The sequence below is a fragment of the Plantibacter sp. H53 genome, from assembly GCF_001650455.1.
Taxonomy (GTDB): Bacteria; Actinomycetota; Actinomycetes; order Actinomycetales; family Microbacteriaceae; genus Plantibacter; species Plantibacter flavus_A.
This window is the reverse complement of record NZ_LWCT01000050.1, coordinates 131,401-149,094: the sequence shown is the minus strand read 5'-3', so window position 1 is coordinate 149,094 and position 17,694 is coordinate 131,401. Positions and strand designations below refer to the sequence as shown.

16 protein-coding genes are annotated in these 17,694 nt (G+C 69.1%); 10 read left to right on the top strand and 6 right to left on the bottom strand.

The genetic code is table 11. The features are described 5' to 3' along the window. Positions 1-59 precede the first annotated feature (59 nt). Entirely contained in the window at positions 60-515 is a 456-nt protein-coding gene (locus tag A4X17_RS17990; protein WP_082916273.1) for a VanZ family protein, read from the bottom strand. Positions 516-612: 97 nt separating this feature from the next. After that, a complete protein-coding gene (locus A4X17_RS17985; RefSeq protein WP_064297017.1) occupies positions 613-984 on the bottom strand; it encodes an RNA-binding S4 domain-containing protein in 372 nt (123 codons plus the stop codon). 38 nt (positions 985-1,022) lie between these two features. Between A4X17_RS17985 and A4X17_RS17980 the strand changes: the two genes are divergently transcribed. The 4 genes from A4X17_RS17980 to A4X17_RS17965 all read left to right on the top strand — a co-directional run bounded on the left by A4X17_RS17980 (position 1,023) and on the right by A4X17_RS17965 (position 3,690). Then, entirely contained in the window at positions 1,023-1,721 is a 699-nt protein-coding gene (locus A4X17_RS17980; RefSeq protein ID WP_064297016.1) for a CDP-alcohol phosphatidyltransferase family protein, read from the top strand. Further along, positions 1,714-2,235 carry an FHA domain-containing protein gene (locus A4X17_RS19060; protein ID WP_086473205.1) on the top strand — a complete coding sequence of 174 codons (522 nt, stop codon included), beginning with the start codon at positions 1,714-1,716 and terminating at the stop codon, positions 2,233-2,235. The genes A4X17_RS17980 and A4X17_RS19060 overlap by 8 nt, the downstream gene beginning before the upstream one ends. Next, positions 2,235-2,939 carry a MerR family transcriptional regulator gene (locus A4X17_RS17970; protein ID WP_064297015.1) on the top strand — a complete coding sequence of 235 codons (705 nt, stop codon included), beginning with the start codon at positions 2,235-2,237 and terminating at the stop codon, positions 2,937-2,939. Before A4X17_RS19060 ends, A4X17_RS17970 begins: the two co-directional genes overlap by 1 nt. A gap of 202 nt (positions 2,940-3,141) precedes the next feature. Next, a complete protein-coding gene (locus A4X17_RS17965; RefSeq protein ID WP_064297014.1) occupies positions 3,142-3,690 on the top strand; it encodes a MerR family transcriptional regulator in 549 nt (182 codons plus the stop codon). A 218-nt stretch (positions 3,691-3,908) separates the two neighbouring features. Here the strand turns inward: A4X17_RS17965 and A4X17_RS17960 are convergent, their stop codons facing one another. Then, a complete protein-coding gene (locus tag A4X17_RS17960) occupies positions 3,909-4,775 on the bottom strand; it encodes a ParA family protein (RefSeq protein WP_079002579.1) in 867 nt (288 codons plus the stop codon). 73 nt (positions 4,776-4,848) lie between these two features. Here A4X17_RS17960 and A4X17_RS17955 point away from each other — a divergent pair, with 73 nt between their 5' ends. After that, the gene (locus tag A4X17_RS17955; protein ID WP_064297013.1) at positions 4,849-8,256 is read left to right on the top strand and encodes a pyruvate carboxylase; all 3,408 of its coding nucleotides are present in this window, start codon (positions 4,849-4,851) and stop codon (positions 8,254-8,256) included. A gap of 89 nt (positions 8,257-8,345) precedes the next feature. After that, on the top strand, positions 8,346-8,837 hold the full coding sequence (locus A4X17_RS17950; protein WP_064297012.1) for a peptide deformylase: 492 nt from the start codon (positions 8,346-8,348) through the stop codon (positions 8,835-8,837). 54 nt (positions 8,838-8,891) lie between these two features. On the opposite strand, the gene A4X17_RS17945 is transcribed toward A4X17_RS17950, so the two are convergent. After that, a complete protein-coding gene (locus A4X17_RS17945; RefSeq protein ID WP_064297011.1) occupies positions 8,892-10,721 on the bottom strand; it encodes a long-chain fatty acid--CoA ligase in 1,830 nt (609 codons plus the stop codon). A gap of 187 nt (positions 10,722-10,908) precedes the next feature. On the opposite strand from A4X17_RS17945, the gene A4X17_RS17940 reads away from it, so the two are divergent. From A4X17_RS17940 to A4X17_RS17930, 3 genes are all read left to right on the top strand, one after another. Further along, positions 10,909-11,862, top strand: coding sequence for an ROK family glucokinase (locus tag A4X17_RS17940; protein ID WP_064297010.1), 954 nt, complete (start codon positions 10,909-10,911; stop codon positions 11,860-11,862). Between the two features lie 26 nt (positions 11,863-11,888). Further along, positions 11,889-12,572, top strand: a complete 684-nt coding sequence (locus A4X17_RS17935; protein ID WP_064297009.1) for a 1-acyl-sn-glycerol-3-phosphate acyltransferase — start codon at positions 11,889-11,891, stop codon at positions 12,570-12,572. A 119-nt stretch (positions 12,573-12,691) separates the two neighbouring features. Continuing rightward, positions 12,692-14,038, top strand: a complete 1,347-nt coding sequence (locus A4X17_RS17930; RefSeq protein WP_064297008.1) for a class II 3-deoxy-7-phosphoheptulonate synthase — start codon at positions 12,692-12,694, stop codon at positions 14,036-14,038. Between the two features lie 87 nt (positions 14,039-14,125). Here A4X17_RS17930 and pknB read toward each other — a convergent pair whose 3' ends face one another. Beyond that, positions 14,126-16,072, bottom strand: coding sequence for a Stk1 family PASTA domain-containing Ser/Thr kinase (gene pknB, locus A4X17_RS17925; protein WP_064297007.1), 1,947 nt, complete (start codon positions 16,070-16,072; stop codon positions 14,126-14,128). Positions 16,073-16,202: 130 nt separating this feature from the next. Here pknB and A4X17_RS17920 point away from each other — a divergent pair, with 130 nt between their 5' ends. Further along, entirely contained in the window at positions 16,203-16,544 is a 342-nt protein-coding gene (locus tag A4X17_RS17920; protein ID WP_064297006.1) for an Rv2175c family DNA-binding protein, read from the top strand. Between the two features lie 25 nt (positions 16,545-16,569). On the opposite strand, the gene A4X17_RS17915 is transcribed toward A4X17_RS17920, so the two are convergent. After that, entirely contained in the window at positions 16,570-17,670 is a 1,101-nt protein-coding gene (locus tag A4X17_RS17915) for a polyprenyl synthetase family protein (protein WP_064297005.1), read from the bottom strand. Between the last annotated feature and the right edge of the window lie 24 nt (positions 17,671-17,694).

Genomic DNA, 17,694 nt, shown 5'->3' with positions numbered 1-17,694 from the left:
ACTGAAGCGGCCTTGGAACGCCTCTCAGCCTCCTGTGAATCAGGACCGTGCCGGGCGCTTCAGTGCTGCAGGGCCGCGCGGCGGCGTGACGAGGCCTGGAGCCGGCGGGCGCGCCCGGCGGTCAGCATCAGGCCGAGGACGACCCCGGCGACGGCACCGGACGTGTTCGCGAGGAGGTCGCGGGGATCGCTCACGCGTCCGGGGATCGCGAGCTGCGCGGCCTCGATGCCGACCGTCAGCGCCGCTGCGACGAGGATGGCGAGCCACCAGCGCCGCCGTCCGAGCAGGAGCAGGAAGAAGACGCCGATCGGGACGAACATGGCGATGTTCGCCCCGAACTCGAGGCGTGCGTAGGTGATCCAAGCCGTCGACTCCCACCGAGCGAGGACGTCGACGAGTCGGTACACGAGGGATTCGGTCCTGCCGTCGAAGGGCCGAGGGCCGAGGGTGATGGTCGCCACGAGCGCGAGGTACACCACGGTGAGGGTGCTGAGCACGGGATGGCGGCGGAACATCGGCCCAGCATGCCCGAGTCACCTTGGCGGCGCTTGAGTGTTCCCTGGACGGGGTCGATGCGTCGCCGATGAGGCCGGTCGGATCGTCAGCAGCGCGTCAGCGCCCTCGCAACCGCTCGATGTCGCGTCGTTCACGCTTCGTCGGTCGACCGGCGCCCCGGTCGCGGACGGCCACGACCTGCCGTTCCGCCGGCGTCGGCAGCGGGGGAGAGCGGTCGATGAGACATTCCGCCGCGACGTCCGCGCCGACCCGTTTCACGATGAGGCGCCGGACCTCCACGATCCGGTCGAAGCCCGCCACGCGGAGCCGGACCTCGTCGCCGATCCTGACGGCCTGTGCCGGCTTCGCCCGATCGCCGTTGACCCGGACGTGGCCGGCTCGGCAGGCGGTCGCGCCGGCCGAGCGGGTCTTCGTCAGCCGGACCGCCCAGATCCATGCGTCGACGCGTACGCTCGACGGGCTGTCCATCCTCCGATGGTAGAGCAGCCCATCGGTAGACTCGACCCGTGACTGACGGGGCGGGGCGCGGGGCTCGACGGACCGGTGAAGACCGCGTCGTCACCCTCCCGAACGCGCTCAGCGTCTTCCGGATCCTCCTCGTCCCGGTCTTCCTGATCCTCCTCGTGCAGGGGCAGGACCTGTTGGCCCTCGCGACGCTCGCGTTCTCCGGCGTCACCGACCTGCTCGACGGGTGGATCGCGAGACGGTTCGACCAGATGACGAAGCTCGGCCGTCAACTCGATCCGGCCGCCGATCGCCTCTACATCCTCGCGGCGTTGATCGGTCTCGCGGCCCGCGGACTGATCCCGTGGTGGTTGCTCGTCGTCGTCTTCGCCCGCGACCTGCTGCTCGTCGGGCTCGCCGTCGCGCTCCACCGGTCCGGCACCGGCGTGCTGCCGGTCATCCGCGTGGGGAAGTGGGGTACGGCGCTGCTCTTCATCGGGCTCCCGGTCCTCATGCTCGGCCAGGCGTTCCCAGCCGTCGCGATGATCGCGGCGCCGCTCGGTTGGGTGTCGGTGATCGCCGGAGCGACGCTCTACTGGTGGGCCGGCATCCTCTATCTGCTGCAGACCGTGCGCATCTCGGGGGATGCCCGTTCGAAGCAGCGGGAACGGGCCGGATCCGGCGGGTCACCCTCGACCGGGCGGCTCGACAGCGACGCCACATCGGATACGCTTGACGGAGAGGAGGTCGACGGTGGCTGAGCACGATGAGAAGTATCCCGCGACCGGGGCGTACACGCCGGGAGCCGTCGACGACGGTGCCCCGACGAGCGGCTCGGGCGATCGGGAAGTCGACACGACACTCACCTTCGGTGAAGACCTCGGAGCGGCCCTCGCGGCGATCGACTCCGACGTCACCGCTGAGGAGCACGAGGCGATAGCGGCCCTGCCGTCCGGCTCCGCCCTGCTGATCGTCCGTCGTGGTCCGAACGCCGGTGCGCGGTTCCTCCTCGACGCCGACGTCACGACCGTCGGACGTCACCCCGAGGCCGACATCTTCCTCGACGACGTCACGGTGTCGCGTCGGCACACCGAGTTCCACCGTCACGGGACCGCGTTCGAGATCCGCGACCTCAACTCGCTGAACGGCACGTACTTCGACGGTGTCCGCATCGACAAGGCGATCCTGCGTGACGCCGCCGAGGTGCAGATCGGCAAGTTCCGCCTCACCTTCTACGCGTCGCGGATCGACCTCGCCTCCCAGCTGGGAAGCTAGTGGCGGCAGCCAGCGCGAACGCGCGAAGCGATGGCGCTCCGCTGCTGAGCATCGGGCAGGTGCTCGCACGCCTCACTCCGGAGTTCCCCGAACTGAGCAATTCGAAGCTCCGGTTCCTCGAGGAGCAGGGGCTGGTGTCCCCGGCACGGACGAAGTCGGGCTACCGGAAGTTCTCGAGTGAGGATCTCGAACGTCTGCGGCTGATCCTGTCGATGCAGCGCGACCACTACTTCCCCCTCAAGGTCATCCGCACCTACCTCGTCGAGGTCGACGCGGGACGCTCGCCCCTGTTCCCGGGCAGCGGGCAAGCCGTCGGCGCGCCGTCGATCCATCCCGGCGTTCGCAGGTTCTCGCGGAACGAATTGATCCGCGAAGCCGGCGCCACCCCGATGCTCTTCAACGACGCCGTGAGCGCGTCGCTGATCCTGCCCGCCGAGAACTACGGCGAGGACGTCGCGTCCCTCCTGAGGATCCTGGTGGAGTTGCAGCGCTCCGGCATCGAACCACGGCACCTCCGCGGGTTCCGCGCCTCGATCGAGCGCGAGGTCGGGCTCATCGAGAGCGCGTTGAGCGCCGTCGCCAAGCGGAACGACGCCGCCGGCCGGGCACGCACCGCCGACCGGGCGCTGGAGATCGCCGCACAGCTCGAGGGCGTGCGGTCGAACCTCGTCCGCTCGGCACTCGAGCGACACCAATCCTCCTGATCGACCTCCCAGGGCGTAGACTGCCCTCATCCATCACGGCCAGGTCACAGTTCGATCACTCGTCACGACACGCCGTCCGTTTCGAACGGATGTCGCAGCGTTGACCGGGGCGGATCGGTAGCGTGGTGGGAGTGGTCAAGCCGTCTCGACGCCCCCGTCGAGACCGTACCGACCGTGCAGCGAACATCGAGGAGAAGCAGACATGAGTGAACTCAGTCGCGACGGGGCGTCACGGTACGGTGACCTCGGGCTGCTGTTCACCGACGGGCTTCCAGAACTCGAAGAGGGCCAGGGCTACCGCGGAGCGGTCGCCGCCCGCGCAGCCGGCATCAGCTACCGCCAGCTCGACTACTGGGCCCGGACGGGTCTGGTCGAGCCCACCGTCCGCGGCGCATCCGGATCCGGAACGCAGCGCCTCTACGGCTTCCGCGACATCCTCGTCCTCAAGCTCGTCAAGCGACTGCTCGACACGGGCATCTCCCTGCAGCAGATCCGCACGGCGGTCGACCAGCTCCGCGAAGCGGGCATCGTCGACCTCGCTCAGACCACGCTCATGAGCGACGGCGCGAGTGTCTACCTCTGCACCTCGAACGACGAGGTCATCGACCTCGTCAGCCGCGGACAGGGCGTCTTCGGCATCGCCGTCGGCAAGGTGCTGCGCGAGGTGGAGTCCACGCTCATCGAGTTCGACGCACAGTCGGCCGACCCCATGGACGAGCTCGCAGCACGTCGCTCCGCTCGTAGCGCCTGACCCGAGCCCGAGCCGCCGGTCGCTGGGCCTGACGAAAGGCCGCTCCCTGAGCTGGTCGAAGCGCTCACCGACGCGCGCCGAACGTTCCCTGAGCGCTCCCACCGGAGCCTCAGGGCTTCCGCCTGCCCCTCAGCGCTTCCGCCGGCCCCTGAGCCTGTCGAAGGGCAGAGCGAGCGCCTGCCTGGTCCGTGAGCCGACCGAATCGTCTCGCCGCGACCTCAGCTGTCGGTGGAAGGCGCTTCGACGGCGGCGGGGCTGGTGACGGCAGCCGGCTCCGGGGGAGCGCCGTCGGCGTACTCGCCGACGCGGCCCGTGCGCAACACGCGGTCGAGGAGTGAGTCGAAGTTCTTCGCCATCTCCTGCGCCGTGTCACCCGGCCACACGTGGACGGGCTTGGCGGCACCCTGCGCCTGCTGGAGGGACGTGCGCTCCAGCAGCTGCGGGTTGAGGATGAGGGGACCGAACATGTCGCGCAGTTCCTTGATGCGGAACTGGTGCTCCATCGACTGCGGACGCACCCGGTTGACGATGATGCCGAGCGGCTGCAGCCGGGGGCTCAGCCCGCGACGGATCTCCTCGACGGCGCGGAGGGCGCGGTCGGCTGCGGAGACCGAGAACAGGCCCGGCTCCGTGACGACGGCGACGCGGTCGCTCGCCGCCCAGGCGGTGCGGGTGAGCGCGTTGAGCGAGGGGGCGCTGTCGATGAGGACGAGGTCGTACTCCTCCTCGACGTGCGCGAGTGCCTCTTCCAGGCGCCAGATGTCGCGGATGCTGGGGTGCGGGCCGTCGAAGTTGATCGCAGACGGGCTGCCGATCATGACGTCCATCTTGCCCGGGTGGATCTTCGTCCAGCCGCTCGCCACGATCGCCTGCTCGACGATCTTCTTCTTCGGCGAGGTCAGCACATCCGTCACCGTGAGGTGCCCTGCGACGTCGACGGCCATGCCGGTCGAGACGTCGGATTGGGGGTCGAGATCCACGACCAGCGTGCGGATGTCCTTCGAGAACGCGGCGGAAGCCAGGCCAAGGGTGACGGTGGTCTTGCCGACGCCCCCCTTCAGGGAGCTAACGCTGAGTACATGCACAAGGCTCAACGTTACCGTGACTAGGCTAGGGAATCTCAACGTTTGCTGAGTTGGCTGTTGTGGGAAGGGTTCCATGTTCAGGAAGATTCTTGTCGCCAATCGCGGAGAGATCGCCATCCGGGCGTTCCGTGCCGCGTACGAGCTGGGGGCGAAGACGGTTGCGGTGTTCCCCTATGAGGACCGCAACTCGATGCATCGGCTGAAGGCCGATGAGGCTTACCAGATCGGCACGGAGGGTCATCCGGTGCGCGCCTACCTCGACGTCTCGGAGATCATCCGTGTCGCGAAGGAGTCGGGCGCCGACGCGATCTACCCCGGATACGGCTTCCTCTCCGAGAATCCGGAACTGGCCGAGGCCGCCCGGGCAGCCGGCATCACCTTCATCGGTCCGCCGTCCTCCGTCCTGGAGATGGCCGGTAACAAGGTGACCGCCAAGGAGCACGCCATCGCGGCCGGGGTCCCGGTCCTGAAGTCGACGCCGGCCAGCCGCGACATCGAAGAGTTGCTCGCCGGTGCCGCCGACATCGGGTTCCCGATCTTCGCGAAGGCGGTCGCCGGTGGTGGCGGGCGTGGCATGCGCCGCGTCGACAACGCCGAGGACCTCCGCGGAGCCCTCGAGGCCGCCATGCGCGAGGCGGACAGCGCCTTCGGCGACCCGACGATGTTCCTCGAGCAGGCCGTCGTCCGCCCCCGGCACATCGAGGTCCAGATCCTGGCGAGCGCCGACGGCGAGACCATCCACCTCTTCGAGCGCGACTGCTCGGTGCAGCGCCGGCACCAGAAGGTCGTCGAGATCGCGCCGGCCCCGAACCTCGACGAGGACACCCGTCAGGCGATGTACCGCGACGCCATCGCGTTCGCCAAGTCGATCGGCTACGTCAATGCCGGGACGGTCGAGTTCCTCCTCGACACCGCGGGGGAGCGGGCCGGCCAGCACGTGTTCATCGAGATGAACCCGCGCATCCAGGTCGAGCACACCGTCACCGAGGAGGTCACCGACGTCGACCTCGTCCAGTCGCAGATGCGCATCGCCGCCGGCGAGTCGCTCGGCGACCTCGGCCTCACGCAGGAGTCCCTGCACCTCCGCGGCTTCGCGCTCCAGTGCCGCATCACCACCGAGGACCCCACGGCGGGCTTCCGTCCCGACACCGGGAAGATTACGACCTACCGTTCTCCGGGCGGCGGCGGCATCCGACTCGACGGCGGTACGGTCGCCTCCGGCGCCCAGATCAGCCCCCACTTCGACTCGATGCTCGCGAAGCTCACCTGCCGCGGGCGCACCTTCGAGGCGGCCGTCACCCGCGCCAAACGCGCCCTCGCCGAGTTCCGCATCCGCGGCGTCTCCACGAACATCCCGTTCCTGCAGGCGGTCCTCGAAGACGTCTCGTTCGTGGCCGGCGACCTCAGCACCTCCTTCATCGACGAGCGTCCGCAGCTCCTCCGCGGGCACGTCTCGAAGGACCGCGGGACGAAGATCGTCAACTGGCTCGCCGACGTCACGGTCAACCAGCCCAACGGGTCGCGTCCGTCCGGACCGGACCCGGTCGAGAAGCTGCCCGCGATCGACATCACGGCCGACGCCCCGGCCGGCTCGCGTCAGCGGCTGCTCGAGCTCGGACCGAAGGGCTTCGCTGACGCCCTCCGCGCCCAGACCGCCCTCGCCGTGACCGAGACCACCTTCCGCGACGCCCACCAGTCGCTCCTGGCCACGCGCGTCCGGACGAAGGACCTGCTCGCGGTCGCACCGTTCGTGTCGCGGCTCACCCCGGAACTGCTCTCCGTCGAGGCCTGGGGTGGCGCGACGTACGACGTGGCCCTCCGCTTCCTCGGTGAGGAGCCGTGGGAGCGACTGGCCTCGCTGCGTCAGGCGATGCCGAACATCGCGATCCAGATGCTGCTGCGCGGCCGGAACACCGTCGGCTACACGCCCTATCCCACGGAGGTGACGAACGCCTTCGTGCGGGAGGCCGCCGACACCGGTATCGACATCTTCCGGATCTTCGACGCCCTCAACGACGTGTCGCAGATGCGCCCGGCCATCGATGCGGTCCTGGAGACGGGGACGACCGTCGCAGAGGTCGCGGTCTGCTACACCGGGGACCTGCTGAACCCGGCCGAGGACCTGTACACCCTCGACTACTACCTCCGTCTCGCCGAGAAGATCGTCGAGTCCGGTGCCCACGTGCTCGCCATCAAGGACATGGCGGGGCTCCTCCGTCCATCCGCGGCGGCCAAGCTCGTCGCGGCGTTCCGCGAGCGGTTCGACCTGCCGGTCCACGTGCACACGCACGACACCCCCGGTGGACAGCTGGCGACCCTCCTCGCGGCGAGCAACGCGGGCGCCGACGCGGTCGACGTCGCGAGCGCGCCGATGGCCGGCACGACGAGTCAGCCGTCCGCGTCCTCGCTGGTCGCCGCGCTGGCCCACACCGAGCGCGACACCGGCATCTCCCTGCAGGGGATCGCCGACCTCGAGCCCTACTGGGAGGCCGTCCGCGCGATGTACCGGCCGTTCGAGTCAGGACTCGCGGGCCCGACCGGTCGCGTGTACACGCACGAGATCCCGGGCGGTCAGCTGTCGAACCTCCGCCAGCAGGCGATCGCGCTCGGACTCGCAGACCACTTCGAGCTCATCGAGGACATGTACGCGGCCTCCAACAAGATCCTCGGTCGGGTGCCCAAGGTGACCCCGTCGAGCAAGGTCGTCGGCGACCTCGCCCTCCACCTCGCCGCCGTCAAGGCGGATCCGGCGGACTTCGAGGCCAACCCCGACAAGTACGACGTCCCGGATTCCGTCGTGGGGTTCATGGCGGGCGAACTCGGGGAGCTCCCGGGCGGATGGCCGGAGCCGTTCCGCTCGAAGGTCCTCGCCGGTCGTTCGGTCGACATCGGGATCACGCCGATCTCCGCTGAGGACCAGGCCTCGCTCGACGGCGAGTCCACCGAGCGCCGCTCGACCCTCAACCGCCTGTTGTTCCCGGCGCCGACCAAGCAGTTCGAGCAGCAGCGCGACCTGTACGGCGACCTCTCCGTCGTCGACACCGCCGACTACCTGTACGGCCTCGAGCCGGGCATGGAGCACGTCGTCGAGATCGACAAGGGCGTCCGGCTGTTCGTCGGGCTCGAAGCGATCGGTGCGGCCGACGAGAAGGGCATGCGCACCGTCATGGCGACCCTCAACGGTCAGCTGCGGCCGGTGTTCGTCCGCGACCGCAGCATCGAGGTCGACTCCCGCGCGGCCGAGAAGGCCGACACCTCCGTCCCCGGCCAGGTGGCCGCCCCGTTCTCCGGTGTCGTGACCGTGAAGGTCGCCGTCGGCGACCGCGTCGAGGCCGGCCAGCCGGTCGCCTCGATCGAGGCCATGAAGATGGAGGCGGCGATCACGACCGCCGTCGCCGGCGTCGTCGAGCGCCTCGCCATCCCGGCGACCCAGCAGGTCGAGGCGGGCGACCTGCTCGTCGTCGTGAAGCCGAGCGCCTGACCCTCCCGAGACCGGCCGCGTCCCTCCTCGAGGCGACGCGGCCGGTCTCCGCGTCCACCACACCTGTCCCGCCCGGAAGGATCCAACCCGTGACGACACGACCCATCAGACACTTCGGCGACCCGGTCCTGAAGGCTCCGACGGCCGAGGTCGTCACGATCGACGACGACATCCGCAGCCTCGTCCGCGATCTCGTGGACAGCGTGGAGCTCCCCGGCCGTGCCGGCGTCGCCGCGACGCAGATCGGCGTCGGACTCCGCGTGTTCAGCTACAACGTCGACGGCGTCATCGGGTACCTCATCAACCCGAAGCTCGTCGAGGTGCGCGGCGAACTCGAGGAGATCGGCGAGGGCTGCCTGTCGGTGCCCGGACTCTGGTTCCCGACGCCGCGCCATCCCTACGCCCGTGCCGTCGGCATCGACCTCGACGGGCAGGAGCTCGTCGTCGAGGGTGAAGGACTCCTCGCCCAGGCGTTGCAGCACGAGACCGACCACCTCGACGGCATGCTCTACCTCGACCGGCTGTCGAAGGAGCACCGCCGCGAGGCGATGAAGCAGGTCCGCGAGAGCGACTGGTTCTAGACGCCGGTCGACGGGCCCGGCGGTCGTCGACCGACCGCCGAGCCCGTCGAGGCGCTACTTCAGGGACATCCCCTGGGTCTCGGGCGAACCCGCTCCGAGGTACATGCCCTCGATCGTCTCCGCGAAGTCCTTGAGGATCACGTTCCGCTTGATGCTGAGCTTCGGCGTGAGGTGCCCGCTCGCCTCCGTGAGCTCGTCGTCGAGGATGACGAACTTGCGGATCGACTCCGCGCGGGACACCTTGGTGTTGGCCTCGTCGATGGCGCGCTGGACGGCGGCGAGCACCGCGGGGTTCCGAGCAGCCTCGGCGGCGCTCATCGAGGCGTCCTGGCCGTTGTTGGCGAGCCATGACGGCAGCATCTCGGTGTCGAGCGTGATGAGGGCGCTGATGAACGGCTTCTGATCGCCGACGACGACGACCTGGCCGACGACCGGGGTCGCGCGGATCGGGTCCTCGAGCGCCGCCGGGGCGACGTTCTTCCCGCCGGCGGTGACGATGATCTCCTTCTTCCGCCCGGTGATCGTGAGGAAGCCGTCGGCGTCGAAGGAGCCGATGTCGCCGGTGCGGAACCAGCCGTCGTCGAAGGCCTCCGCCGTCGCCTCGGGGTTCTGCCAGTACTCCTTGAAGACGTTGATCCCGCGCACCTCGACCTCGCCGTCGTCGGCAATGCGGAGGGAGACGCCGGGGAGCGCCGGTCCGACCGTCCCGATCTTCGACTTCTGGGCGAGGTTGACCGTCGCGGGCGCGGTGGTCTCGGTGAGGCCGTAGCCCTCGAGGATCACGATGCCGAGCGCGTGGAAGAAGTGACCGAGTCGCGGACCGAGTGGAGCGCTGCCGGAGACCGCGTACCGCACCCGGCCGCCCATGGCCGTGCGGATCTTCGACAGCACGAGGCGGTCGAGGACCCGGAACTTCACCTTCAGGCCGAACGGCACGGAACCGCTCTCGAGGGCCTTCGAGTAGGCGATCCCGGTCTCGGCGGCTGCACGGAAGATCTTGCCCGTGCCGCCGGCCTCCGCCTTCTGCTCGGAGGAGTTGTAGACCTTCTCGAAGACCCGGGGGACCGCGAGGAGGAACGTCGGCTTGAACGTGCCGAGCGAGGGGAGCAGCTGCTTCGTGTCGGGCTGATGGCCCGTCTTCACGCCGGAGTGCACGCACAGCACGGCGATGAAGCGCGCGAAGATGTGCGCCGTCGTGATGAAGAGGAGGGTGGAGGCACCGGGAGCGGACACGACGTCCTTGAGTGCGACTGCCGAGTTCCGCGACAGCTCGACGAAGTTCGAGTGGGTGAGGACGCACCCCTTCGGCCGACCGGTCGAGCCGGAGGTGTAGATGAGGGTCGCCATGTCGGAACCCACGGCGAGGTTGCGACGGCGTTCGATCTCCTCGTCGGGGACGTCGACGCCGGCGGCCGCGATCTTGTCGAGGTCACCGAGGTCGATCTGCCAGACCCGCGCGACGTCGGGGAGGTCACCGTGCACCTCGTCGAAGCGGGCGAACTGGTCGGGTGTCTCGACCAGCACGCTGGTCGCTCCCGAGTCGCTGAGGATCCACTGCACCTGGCTCGGCGAGCTGGTCTCGTAGATCGGGACGAGGAGTGCTCCGGCGAACCAGACGGCGAAGTCGATGAGGGTCCACTCGTACCGGGTCTTGCACATGAGCCCGATCTTGTCGCCGGGTTCGATCCCCGCGGCGACGAGGCCCTTCGCCAGGGCGACGACCTGCGCGTGGAATTCGGCGGTGGTCACGTCCACCCACTCCGACCCGCGGGGAACGGCGAACAGCGCGGCGTCGGGCGCAGCAGCCAGGCGCTTCACGAGCAGATCGGTCGCATTGGCGGATGGGTCTGCTGCGACGACTGCAGGGACGTCGAACTGTTCCACGGCAACTCCTTCGGTACCAGGTCGGCAAGATGTTGCTCCATCCTAGAGCACGGGTGTTTGCGCGGTTTCTGTGGCGCGCAGACGCTCAGTAGACTCGACTGCGGCGCGCGGGCGACCGACTCGACTGACGGTCGGTCACACGCCGCTGCCGGTATCGGCGACATCAGGACAGGGAGACGGCACCGTTATGGCAAACGCGATCGGCATCGACATCGGCGGGACGAAGATCGCGGGCGGGGTCGTCGACGACGACGGCCGGATCCTCGCGGCCGGGCGCACGCCGACGCAGGCCTCCGATCCCGACGCCATCATCGACGACGTCGTCGCCATGGTCCGGTCCTTGGACGACGGCAGCATCTCGAGCGTGGGCGTCGCAGCGCCGGGGTTCTTCGACGCCACGCGCTCGACCGTCTACTACTCGCCGAACATCGCCTGGCGGAACGAGCCCCTGCAGGCCCGGCTGGCCGCGCGGCTGCCCGACAAGGTCGTGACGATCGAGAACGACGCGAACGCCGCGGGTTGGGCCGAGTTCCGGTTCGGTGCGGGGCGCGAGGAACGCAGCATGGTCATGGTGACGATCGGCACGGGAGTCGGCGGGGCGATCGTCCTCGACGACCGGCTGCTGACCGGTGGCTTCGGCAGCGGTGCGGAACTGGGACACATGCGCCTCATCCCGGACGGTCTGCCCTGCGGCTGCGGCGCGCGTGGCTGCGTCGAGCAGTACTGCTCGGGGAACGCGTTGCTCCGGCTCGCGAACGAGGCAGCGGACGCCGGTGGCGACGGTGCCGCCCTCGCCCGAGCCCGTGCCGCGGCCGGCGGGCTGCTGAACGGACACCACGTCTCCGCCCTGCTCGAGTCCGGCGATCCCGGCGCGCTCCGGTGCCTCAATGAGCTCGCCGATCTGCTGGGGCAGGCTCTTGCGAGCATGTCGGCCATCCTCGACCCCAACATCTTCGTGATCGGCGGCGGCGTCGCCCAGGCCGGCGACCTCCTCCTGGACCCCGTTCGTGAGGCGTTCCTGACACACCTCCCGGCGCGCGGGTTCCACCCGGAGCCGTCCTTCAGCATCGCGCAGCTCGTGAACGACGCCGGGGTCATCGGCGCCGGCGATCTCGCCAGGAGCGCCCTCGTCCTCGGCTGACGACGACGGCAAGACGGAGGAGCACGATGTTCTACTGGTTCATGAAGTACCTGGTCGCCGGCCCGATCCTCAAGTCGATCTTCCGGCCGTGGGTGATCGGCGCCGAGAACATCCCGGAGCACGGCGGCGCGATCATCGCCAGCAACCACCTGTCCTTCATCGACTCGGTGATCCTCCCGCTGTGCGTCGATCGGCGGATCTCCTTCCTGGCCAAGAGCGAGTACTTCCGCGGCAAGGGTTTCGGCGGCTGGGCCACGAAGACCTTCATGCTCGGCACGGGGCAGCTCCCGATCGACCGGTCGGGAGGTAAGGCCTCCGAGGCCTCGCTCAACACCGGACTCGCGGTCCTCGGTGGCGGTCACCTGCTGGGGATCTATCCGGAGGGCACCCGTAGCCCCGACGGGACGATGTACCGCGGCCGCACCGGCGTCGCGCGGATGGTGCTCGAGGCCGGGGTCCCCATCGTCCCCGTCGCGATGATCGACACCGAGAAGGTCATGCCCATCGGCACGAAGCTGCCCCGGATCCGTCGGATCGGGATCGTCATCGGCAAGCCGCTCGACTTCTCGCGGTTCGAGGGCATGGAGGGGGACCGCTTCATCCTCCGCAGCGTCACGGACGAGTTGATGGTCGAGCTCCGCAAGCTCTCGGGCCAGGACTATCGCGACGTCTACGCCACGAGCGTCAAGGAGCGCGCCGCGTCGGCGTGACGCTAAGCTGAAAAACCGGGCCGCGATCGCGGTCCGTTCCCCCTTCCGGGCGGGCTCCGGAGCGCGTCCGGTCGAAGAGAAACAGGAAATCCGTGTCCCACGCTACAGAACCAGTCGTCATGGCCGAACCCTCGGTGATCGCCGGACTGGACTATTGGCGTGAGCTGCCGATCAAGCAGCAGCCGTCATGGCCGGACCAGGCCGCGGTGGCGCGTGCCTCCGCCGAACTTGCGACCCTCCCTCCGCTGGTCTTCGCCGGCGAGGTCGACATCCTGCGCGACCGGTTGGCCCGGGCGGCGAGCGGCAACGCGTTCCTGCTCCAGGGCGGCGATTGCGCCGAGACCTTCGCCGGTGCGACGGCCGAGCAGATCCGCAACCGCGTGAAGACGGTTCTGCAGATGGCCGTCGTGCTCACGTACGGTGCGTCGATGCCGGTCGTCAAGATGGGCCGGATGGCCGGGCAGTTCGCCAAGCCGCGCTCCAACGACTCCGAGACGCGGGGCGACGTCACCCTGCCCGCCTACCGCGGCGACATCGTCAACGGCTACGACTTCACCCCGGAGTCGCGCACGGCCGACCCCGCTCGGCTCGTCAAGGGGTACCACACCTCCGCATCGACGCTGAACCTCATCCGGGCGTTCACCCAGGGCGGGTTCGCCGACCTCCGCGAGGTCCACAGCTGGAACAAGGGGTTCGCCGCCAACCCGGTGAACCACCGCTACGAGGGACTGGCGCGCGACATCGATCGTGCGATCAAGTTCATGGAGGCGGCCGGAGCCGACTTCGACCAGCTGCGGGGTGTCGAGTTCTACTCGAGCCACGAGGCGTTGCTCATGGACTACGAGCGACCGATGACGCGGATCGACTCGCGGACCGGCACGCCGTACAACACCTCCGCCCACTTCGTGTGGATCGGGGAGCGGACCCGCGAGCTCGACGGCGCGCACGTCGACTTCCTGTCGCGAGTCCGCAACCCGATCGGCGTGAAGCTCGGCCCGACCACCTCGGCCGACGACATGCTGCGTCTCATCGACAAGCTCGACCCCGAGCGTGAGCCCGGGCGCCTGACGTTCATCACGCGGATGGGTGCGGGCAAGATCAGGGACGCCCTGCCTCCGCTGCTCGAGGCGATCAAGGGTGCCGACGCGACGCCGCTCTGGGTCACCGATCCGATGCACGGCAACGGACTCACGACGCCCACCGGCTACAAGACGCGTCGCTTCGACGACGTCGTGGACGAGGTCAAGGGGTTCTTCGAAGCCCACCGCTCCGCAGGGACGCACCCCGGCGGCATCCACGTCGAGCTCACCGGCGACGACGTCACCGAGTGCCTGGGCGGCTCGGAGCAGATCGACGAGGCCACCTTGGCGACGCGGTACGAGTCGCTGTGCGATCCTCGCCTCAACCACATGCAGTCGCTGGAGCTCGCCTTCCTCGTGGCGGAGGAACTCGCCGCCGCGAAGTAGGTCTCACACGACGAAGCGCCCGTGCCGGATCCGGCATGGGCGCTTCGACGTGTGACAGCCGTGTGGGTCGAGCAGGTGTCGCCGTGGCTACAGACCGAAGTCGGTGATGTTGACGGTCGAGCCCTTCTTGACGGACTTGCCCGCCGGGGGATCGGTCTTCTTCACCTTGAAGATGTCGCGGAAGGCCTCTGCCACGGCGATGTCACCGACGGTGAACCCGGCGTCCTGGAGTGTCGTGATGGCCTGATTGATCGTCTGGCCGGTGGTGTCGGGGACGGCGACCAACTCGACGCCCTTGGACACGATCAAGGTCACGTCGTCGCCCGGGATGAAGGCCGTCTCGTTCCCGTCCGCATCGGTCTTGGCCTGGATGCCGATGACCTGCCCAGCGGGGATCGTGTCGTCGAACGCCTCGTCGGAGGTCCCCACGCCGAGCCCGACGGATTCGAGGGCGTCGCGCGCCTGATCCGGCGTCATCCCCGAGACCGAGGGCACCTGTCCGGCCGACACGAGCAGCGTCACCGTGGAGCCTTGGAAGGACGGCCCACCCTGGCTGTAGTCGGCTCCCGAGGTCGCGTCGGTCGCCGCGAGCACGATGTCCTTCGCGATGCTCGGGTCGAACTGCTGGTTCACGGTGCCGACGGCGACGCCGAGCGCGTCCAACTGCTGTTCGGCGTCGGACTGTGCGAGCCCGGCGAGGACCGGGATGTCCACCGGCTGCGGTCCCTGGGAGACGAGGACCGTGACGGAGCTGCCCTTGTCGATCTTCGAGCCGGACGGCGGATCACTGCCGGCGACCGTGCCGGCCGGGACGGTGAGGCTGAACGTCGCGCCTTCGACGGGCACGAAGCCCAGCTCCACGAGTTTGGCTGACGCCTGGTCGAAACTCCCGTCGGCGACGTTCGGGACCTCGACGAGCGAGCCGGGGCCCTGGCCGAAGTACCATCCGGTCCCACCGGCGAGCGCGGCGAGCATGAGGACGATCGTGAACAGCGCGACGCCCACGCGGCTGCGCTTGCGCGCCTTCGTGGCGAGCTTGCCCGGACCGTCCGTCGCGTCGGCGCGCACCGGGACCTGCTGCGGTTTGGTGTTGCGGCCGATGACCTGGGTGACGTCGTCGGCGTGCTCGCTCGAGTAGGAGGCCGGCATGACGATCGTGGGCTGCGCCCCGGTGGCGACCGAGGTGAACCCGAGACTGGACTCGATGGACCGCAGGCGCTCGAGCATCTCGCCGGCGTTGGACGGACGATCGTCCGGTTCGCGCTCCGTGGCCCAGAACACGAGGTCGTCGAGTTCCTTCGGGACGGCGGGGTTCTTGGCGCTCGGTGCGGGGACCGACTCGTTGGCGTGCTGGTAGGCGATCTGCATCGGCTGCTCGCCCTTGTAGGGCTGCTCGCCGGTGAGCATCTCGTAGAGCATGATCCCGAGTGCGTAGATGTCGCTCCGCGCGTCGGCCTGTCCACGGGTGACGAGTTCGGGGGAGAGGTAGGCGATCGTCCCGAGGAGTGCCTGGCCGGTGGCCGTGTTCGCGCTCGCGGCTCTCGCGAGGCCGAAGTCGCCGATCTTGATGCGCCCGTCGTCGGCGAGCAGGACGTTCTCCGGCTTGACGTCGCGGTGGACGATGCCGGCGCGGTGCGCGGCGGCGAGACCGGACAGCACGGCGTCGAGGATGTCGGCGGCCTGCCGAGGGGTGAGCGTGCCGTTGTCGCGGATGAGGTCGCGGAGGGTGATCCCCGGCAGGTGCTCCATGACGAGGTAGGCCATGTCGGAGTCCTGGCCCTGGTCGAACACGCTGACGACGTGAGGGTTCGCGAGCCGGGCGGCGGAGCGCGCCTCCTGGATGAAGCGGTTCTTGAACGTCGTGTCGTCCGAGAGATGGCCGTGCATGACCTTGATCGCGACGCGCCGTTCCAGCCGGAGATCGGTGGCGAGGTACACCGTCGCCATGCCGCCCCGGGCGATGCGTGAGCGCACCTGATATCTCCCGTCGAGGAGACGGCCGATCATCGGATCGGTCTGCTGGTTGCTACTCACCAGTCGAGTGTATGGAACGTCGGGCGCGAAGAGCTGTCAACACCCCGGGAGGGCGGCGAGGCGCCCGGATCGTTACCCGAACGCGATCCGACGGCGCCGAGCGGAGCGCGGTCGTGGCAGACTGCTGTGCGTGACTGAGCAGAATTCCGAACTCGTGTGGTTCACCCTTCCCGATCTGGCGACCGAACTCGGGCTGCCGATCCGACGCATCCGCCAGTACCTCGAGGAGCGCGACCTCCTCGCCGTCCGGCGCGACGGCGTGCTGCAGGTGCCGTCGTCGTTCATCGCGGACGGCGGGCCGGTGCACAACCTGCGCGGCACGCTCACGCTGCTGTCCGACAACGGCTTCGACGACGAGGCCGCGATGGTCTGGATGCTCGAGGACGACGACGCGATCGGGACCTCCCCGATCCAAGCCCTCCGCGAGGGACGTCGTTCCGAGGTCCGCCGGGTGGCTCAGGCGCTCGCCTGATCCTGAGCTGTCCGAGCCGGACGGCTCAGGTCTCGCGGCGTGCGACCGCGACCGCGAGGCCGCGCAGGTGGGCCCGGGCGTCGTCGTTGATCGGAGCCTCGCCCAGTGCGGAGAGTGCCCTTGCGACGTGGTCCTGGATGAGCTTCTCCACCTGGTCGACGGCCCCGCTGTCGCGGATGGTCGCCTGGAGCAGGCCGATCTGGTCGTCGTCGAGTTCGGGGTCCCCGAGCAGCTCGTCGAGGATGGCGCGCGCGCCCGGCTGGAGGGCCTCCCTCGTGAGCGCGATGAGGATGGTCCGCTTGCCCTCGCGGAGGTCGTCGCCACTCGGCTTGCCGGTCACAGCGGGATCGCCGTAGACGCCGAGGAGGTCGTCGCGCAGCTGGAACGCGATGCCGAGGGGGAGGCCGTACCCGCGGAGCGACGCGAGCTGCTGTTCGTTCCCGCCGCCGAGGAGCGCCCCGAGCGCGAGCGGGGACTCGATGCTGTACTTGGCCGATTTGAAGATGAGGACGCGCTCGGCCCGGCGGCGCTGTTCGTCGTCGGCGGCGTCGCGCCAGGCGCGCTCCTCGAGGATGTCGAGGTACTGGCCGGCCGTGACCTCGGTCCGCATCCGGTTGAACTCGGCCCGCGCTGCGCGAGCGGCGGTGCGGTCGTCCAGCTGGTCGAGTCCGTCGTCGAGGAGTTCGTCACTCCAGCCGAGGAGCAGGTCGCCGAGGAGCGTGGCGGCTCCGGTACCGAAGGTGGTCGGGTCGCCGTCCCATCTGCTGCGGCGGTGCAACTCCGCGAAGGAGACGTGAGCCGACGGTGCGCCACGGCGGGTGTCGGAGTTGTCGATGATGTCGTCGTGGACGAGCGCTGCGGCATGGAACAGCTCGAGTGCTCCACAGGTCGCGATGACGGTCTCGAGGCCGCCCTGACCGCTGGCGTGTCTCCCGGTCGAGACGGCCTGCCAGCCCCGGAAGCAGAACTGTGCTCGGAACCGCTTCCCACCGCTGAGAAATTCCCGGGAGAAGTCGAGGAACGGGGAGAGCTCCGGGCCGATCTGCGCGACAATGGAGCTTCGCGAGGAGAGAAAGTCGGAGAGCCCGCGGCCCACCAGGGTGGCGAGTTCATTGCTTTCGATCACGCACCTAGCCTAGTCATGCTTCGG

Bases quoted from the DNA above. Each gene is read 5' to 3' on its own strand.
- A4X17_RS17965 (WP_064297014.1), top strand. From the start codon at position 3,142: ATGAGTGAACTCAGTCGCGACGGGGCGTCACGGTACGGTGACCTCGGG.
- A4X17_RS17955 (WP_064297013.1), top strand. From the start codon at position 4,849: ATGTTCAGGAAGATTCTTGTCGCCAATCGCGGAGAGATCGCCATCCGG.
- A4X17_RS17940 (WP_064297010.1), top strand. From the start codon at position 10,909: ATGGCAAACGCGATCGGCATCGACATCGGCGGGACGAAGATCGCGGGC.
- A4X17_RS17930 (WP_064297008.1), top strand. From the start codon at position 12,692: ATGGCCGAACCCTCGGTGATCGCCGGACTGGACTATTGGCGTGAGCTG.
- A4X17_RS17990 (WP_082916273.1), bottom strand. From the start codon at position 515: ATGTTCCGCCGCCATCCCGTGCTCAGCACCCTCACCGTGGTGTACCTC.
- A4X17_RS17935 (WP_064297009.1), top strand. From the start codon at position 11,889: ATGTTCTACTGGTTCATGAAGTACCTGGTCGCCGGCCCGATCCTCAAG.
- A4X17_RS17985 (WP_064297017.1), bottom strand. From the start codon at position 984: ATGGACAGCCCGTCGAGCGTACGCGTCGACGCATGGATCTGGGCGGTC.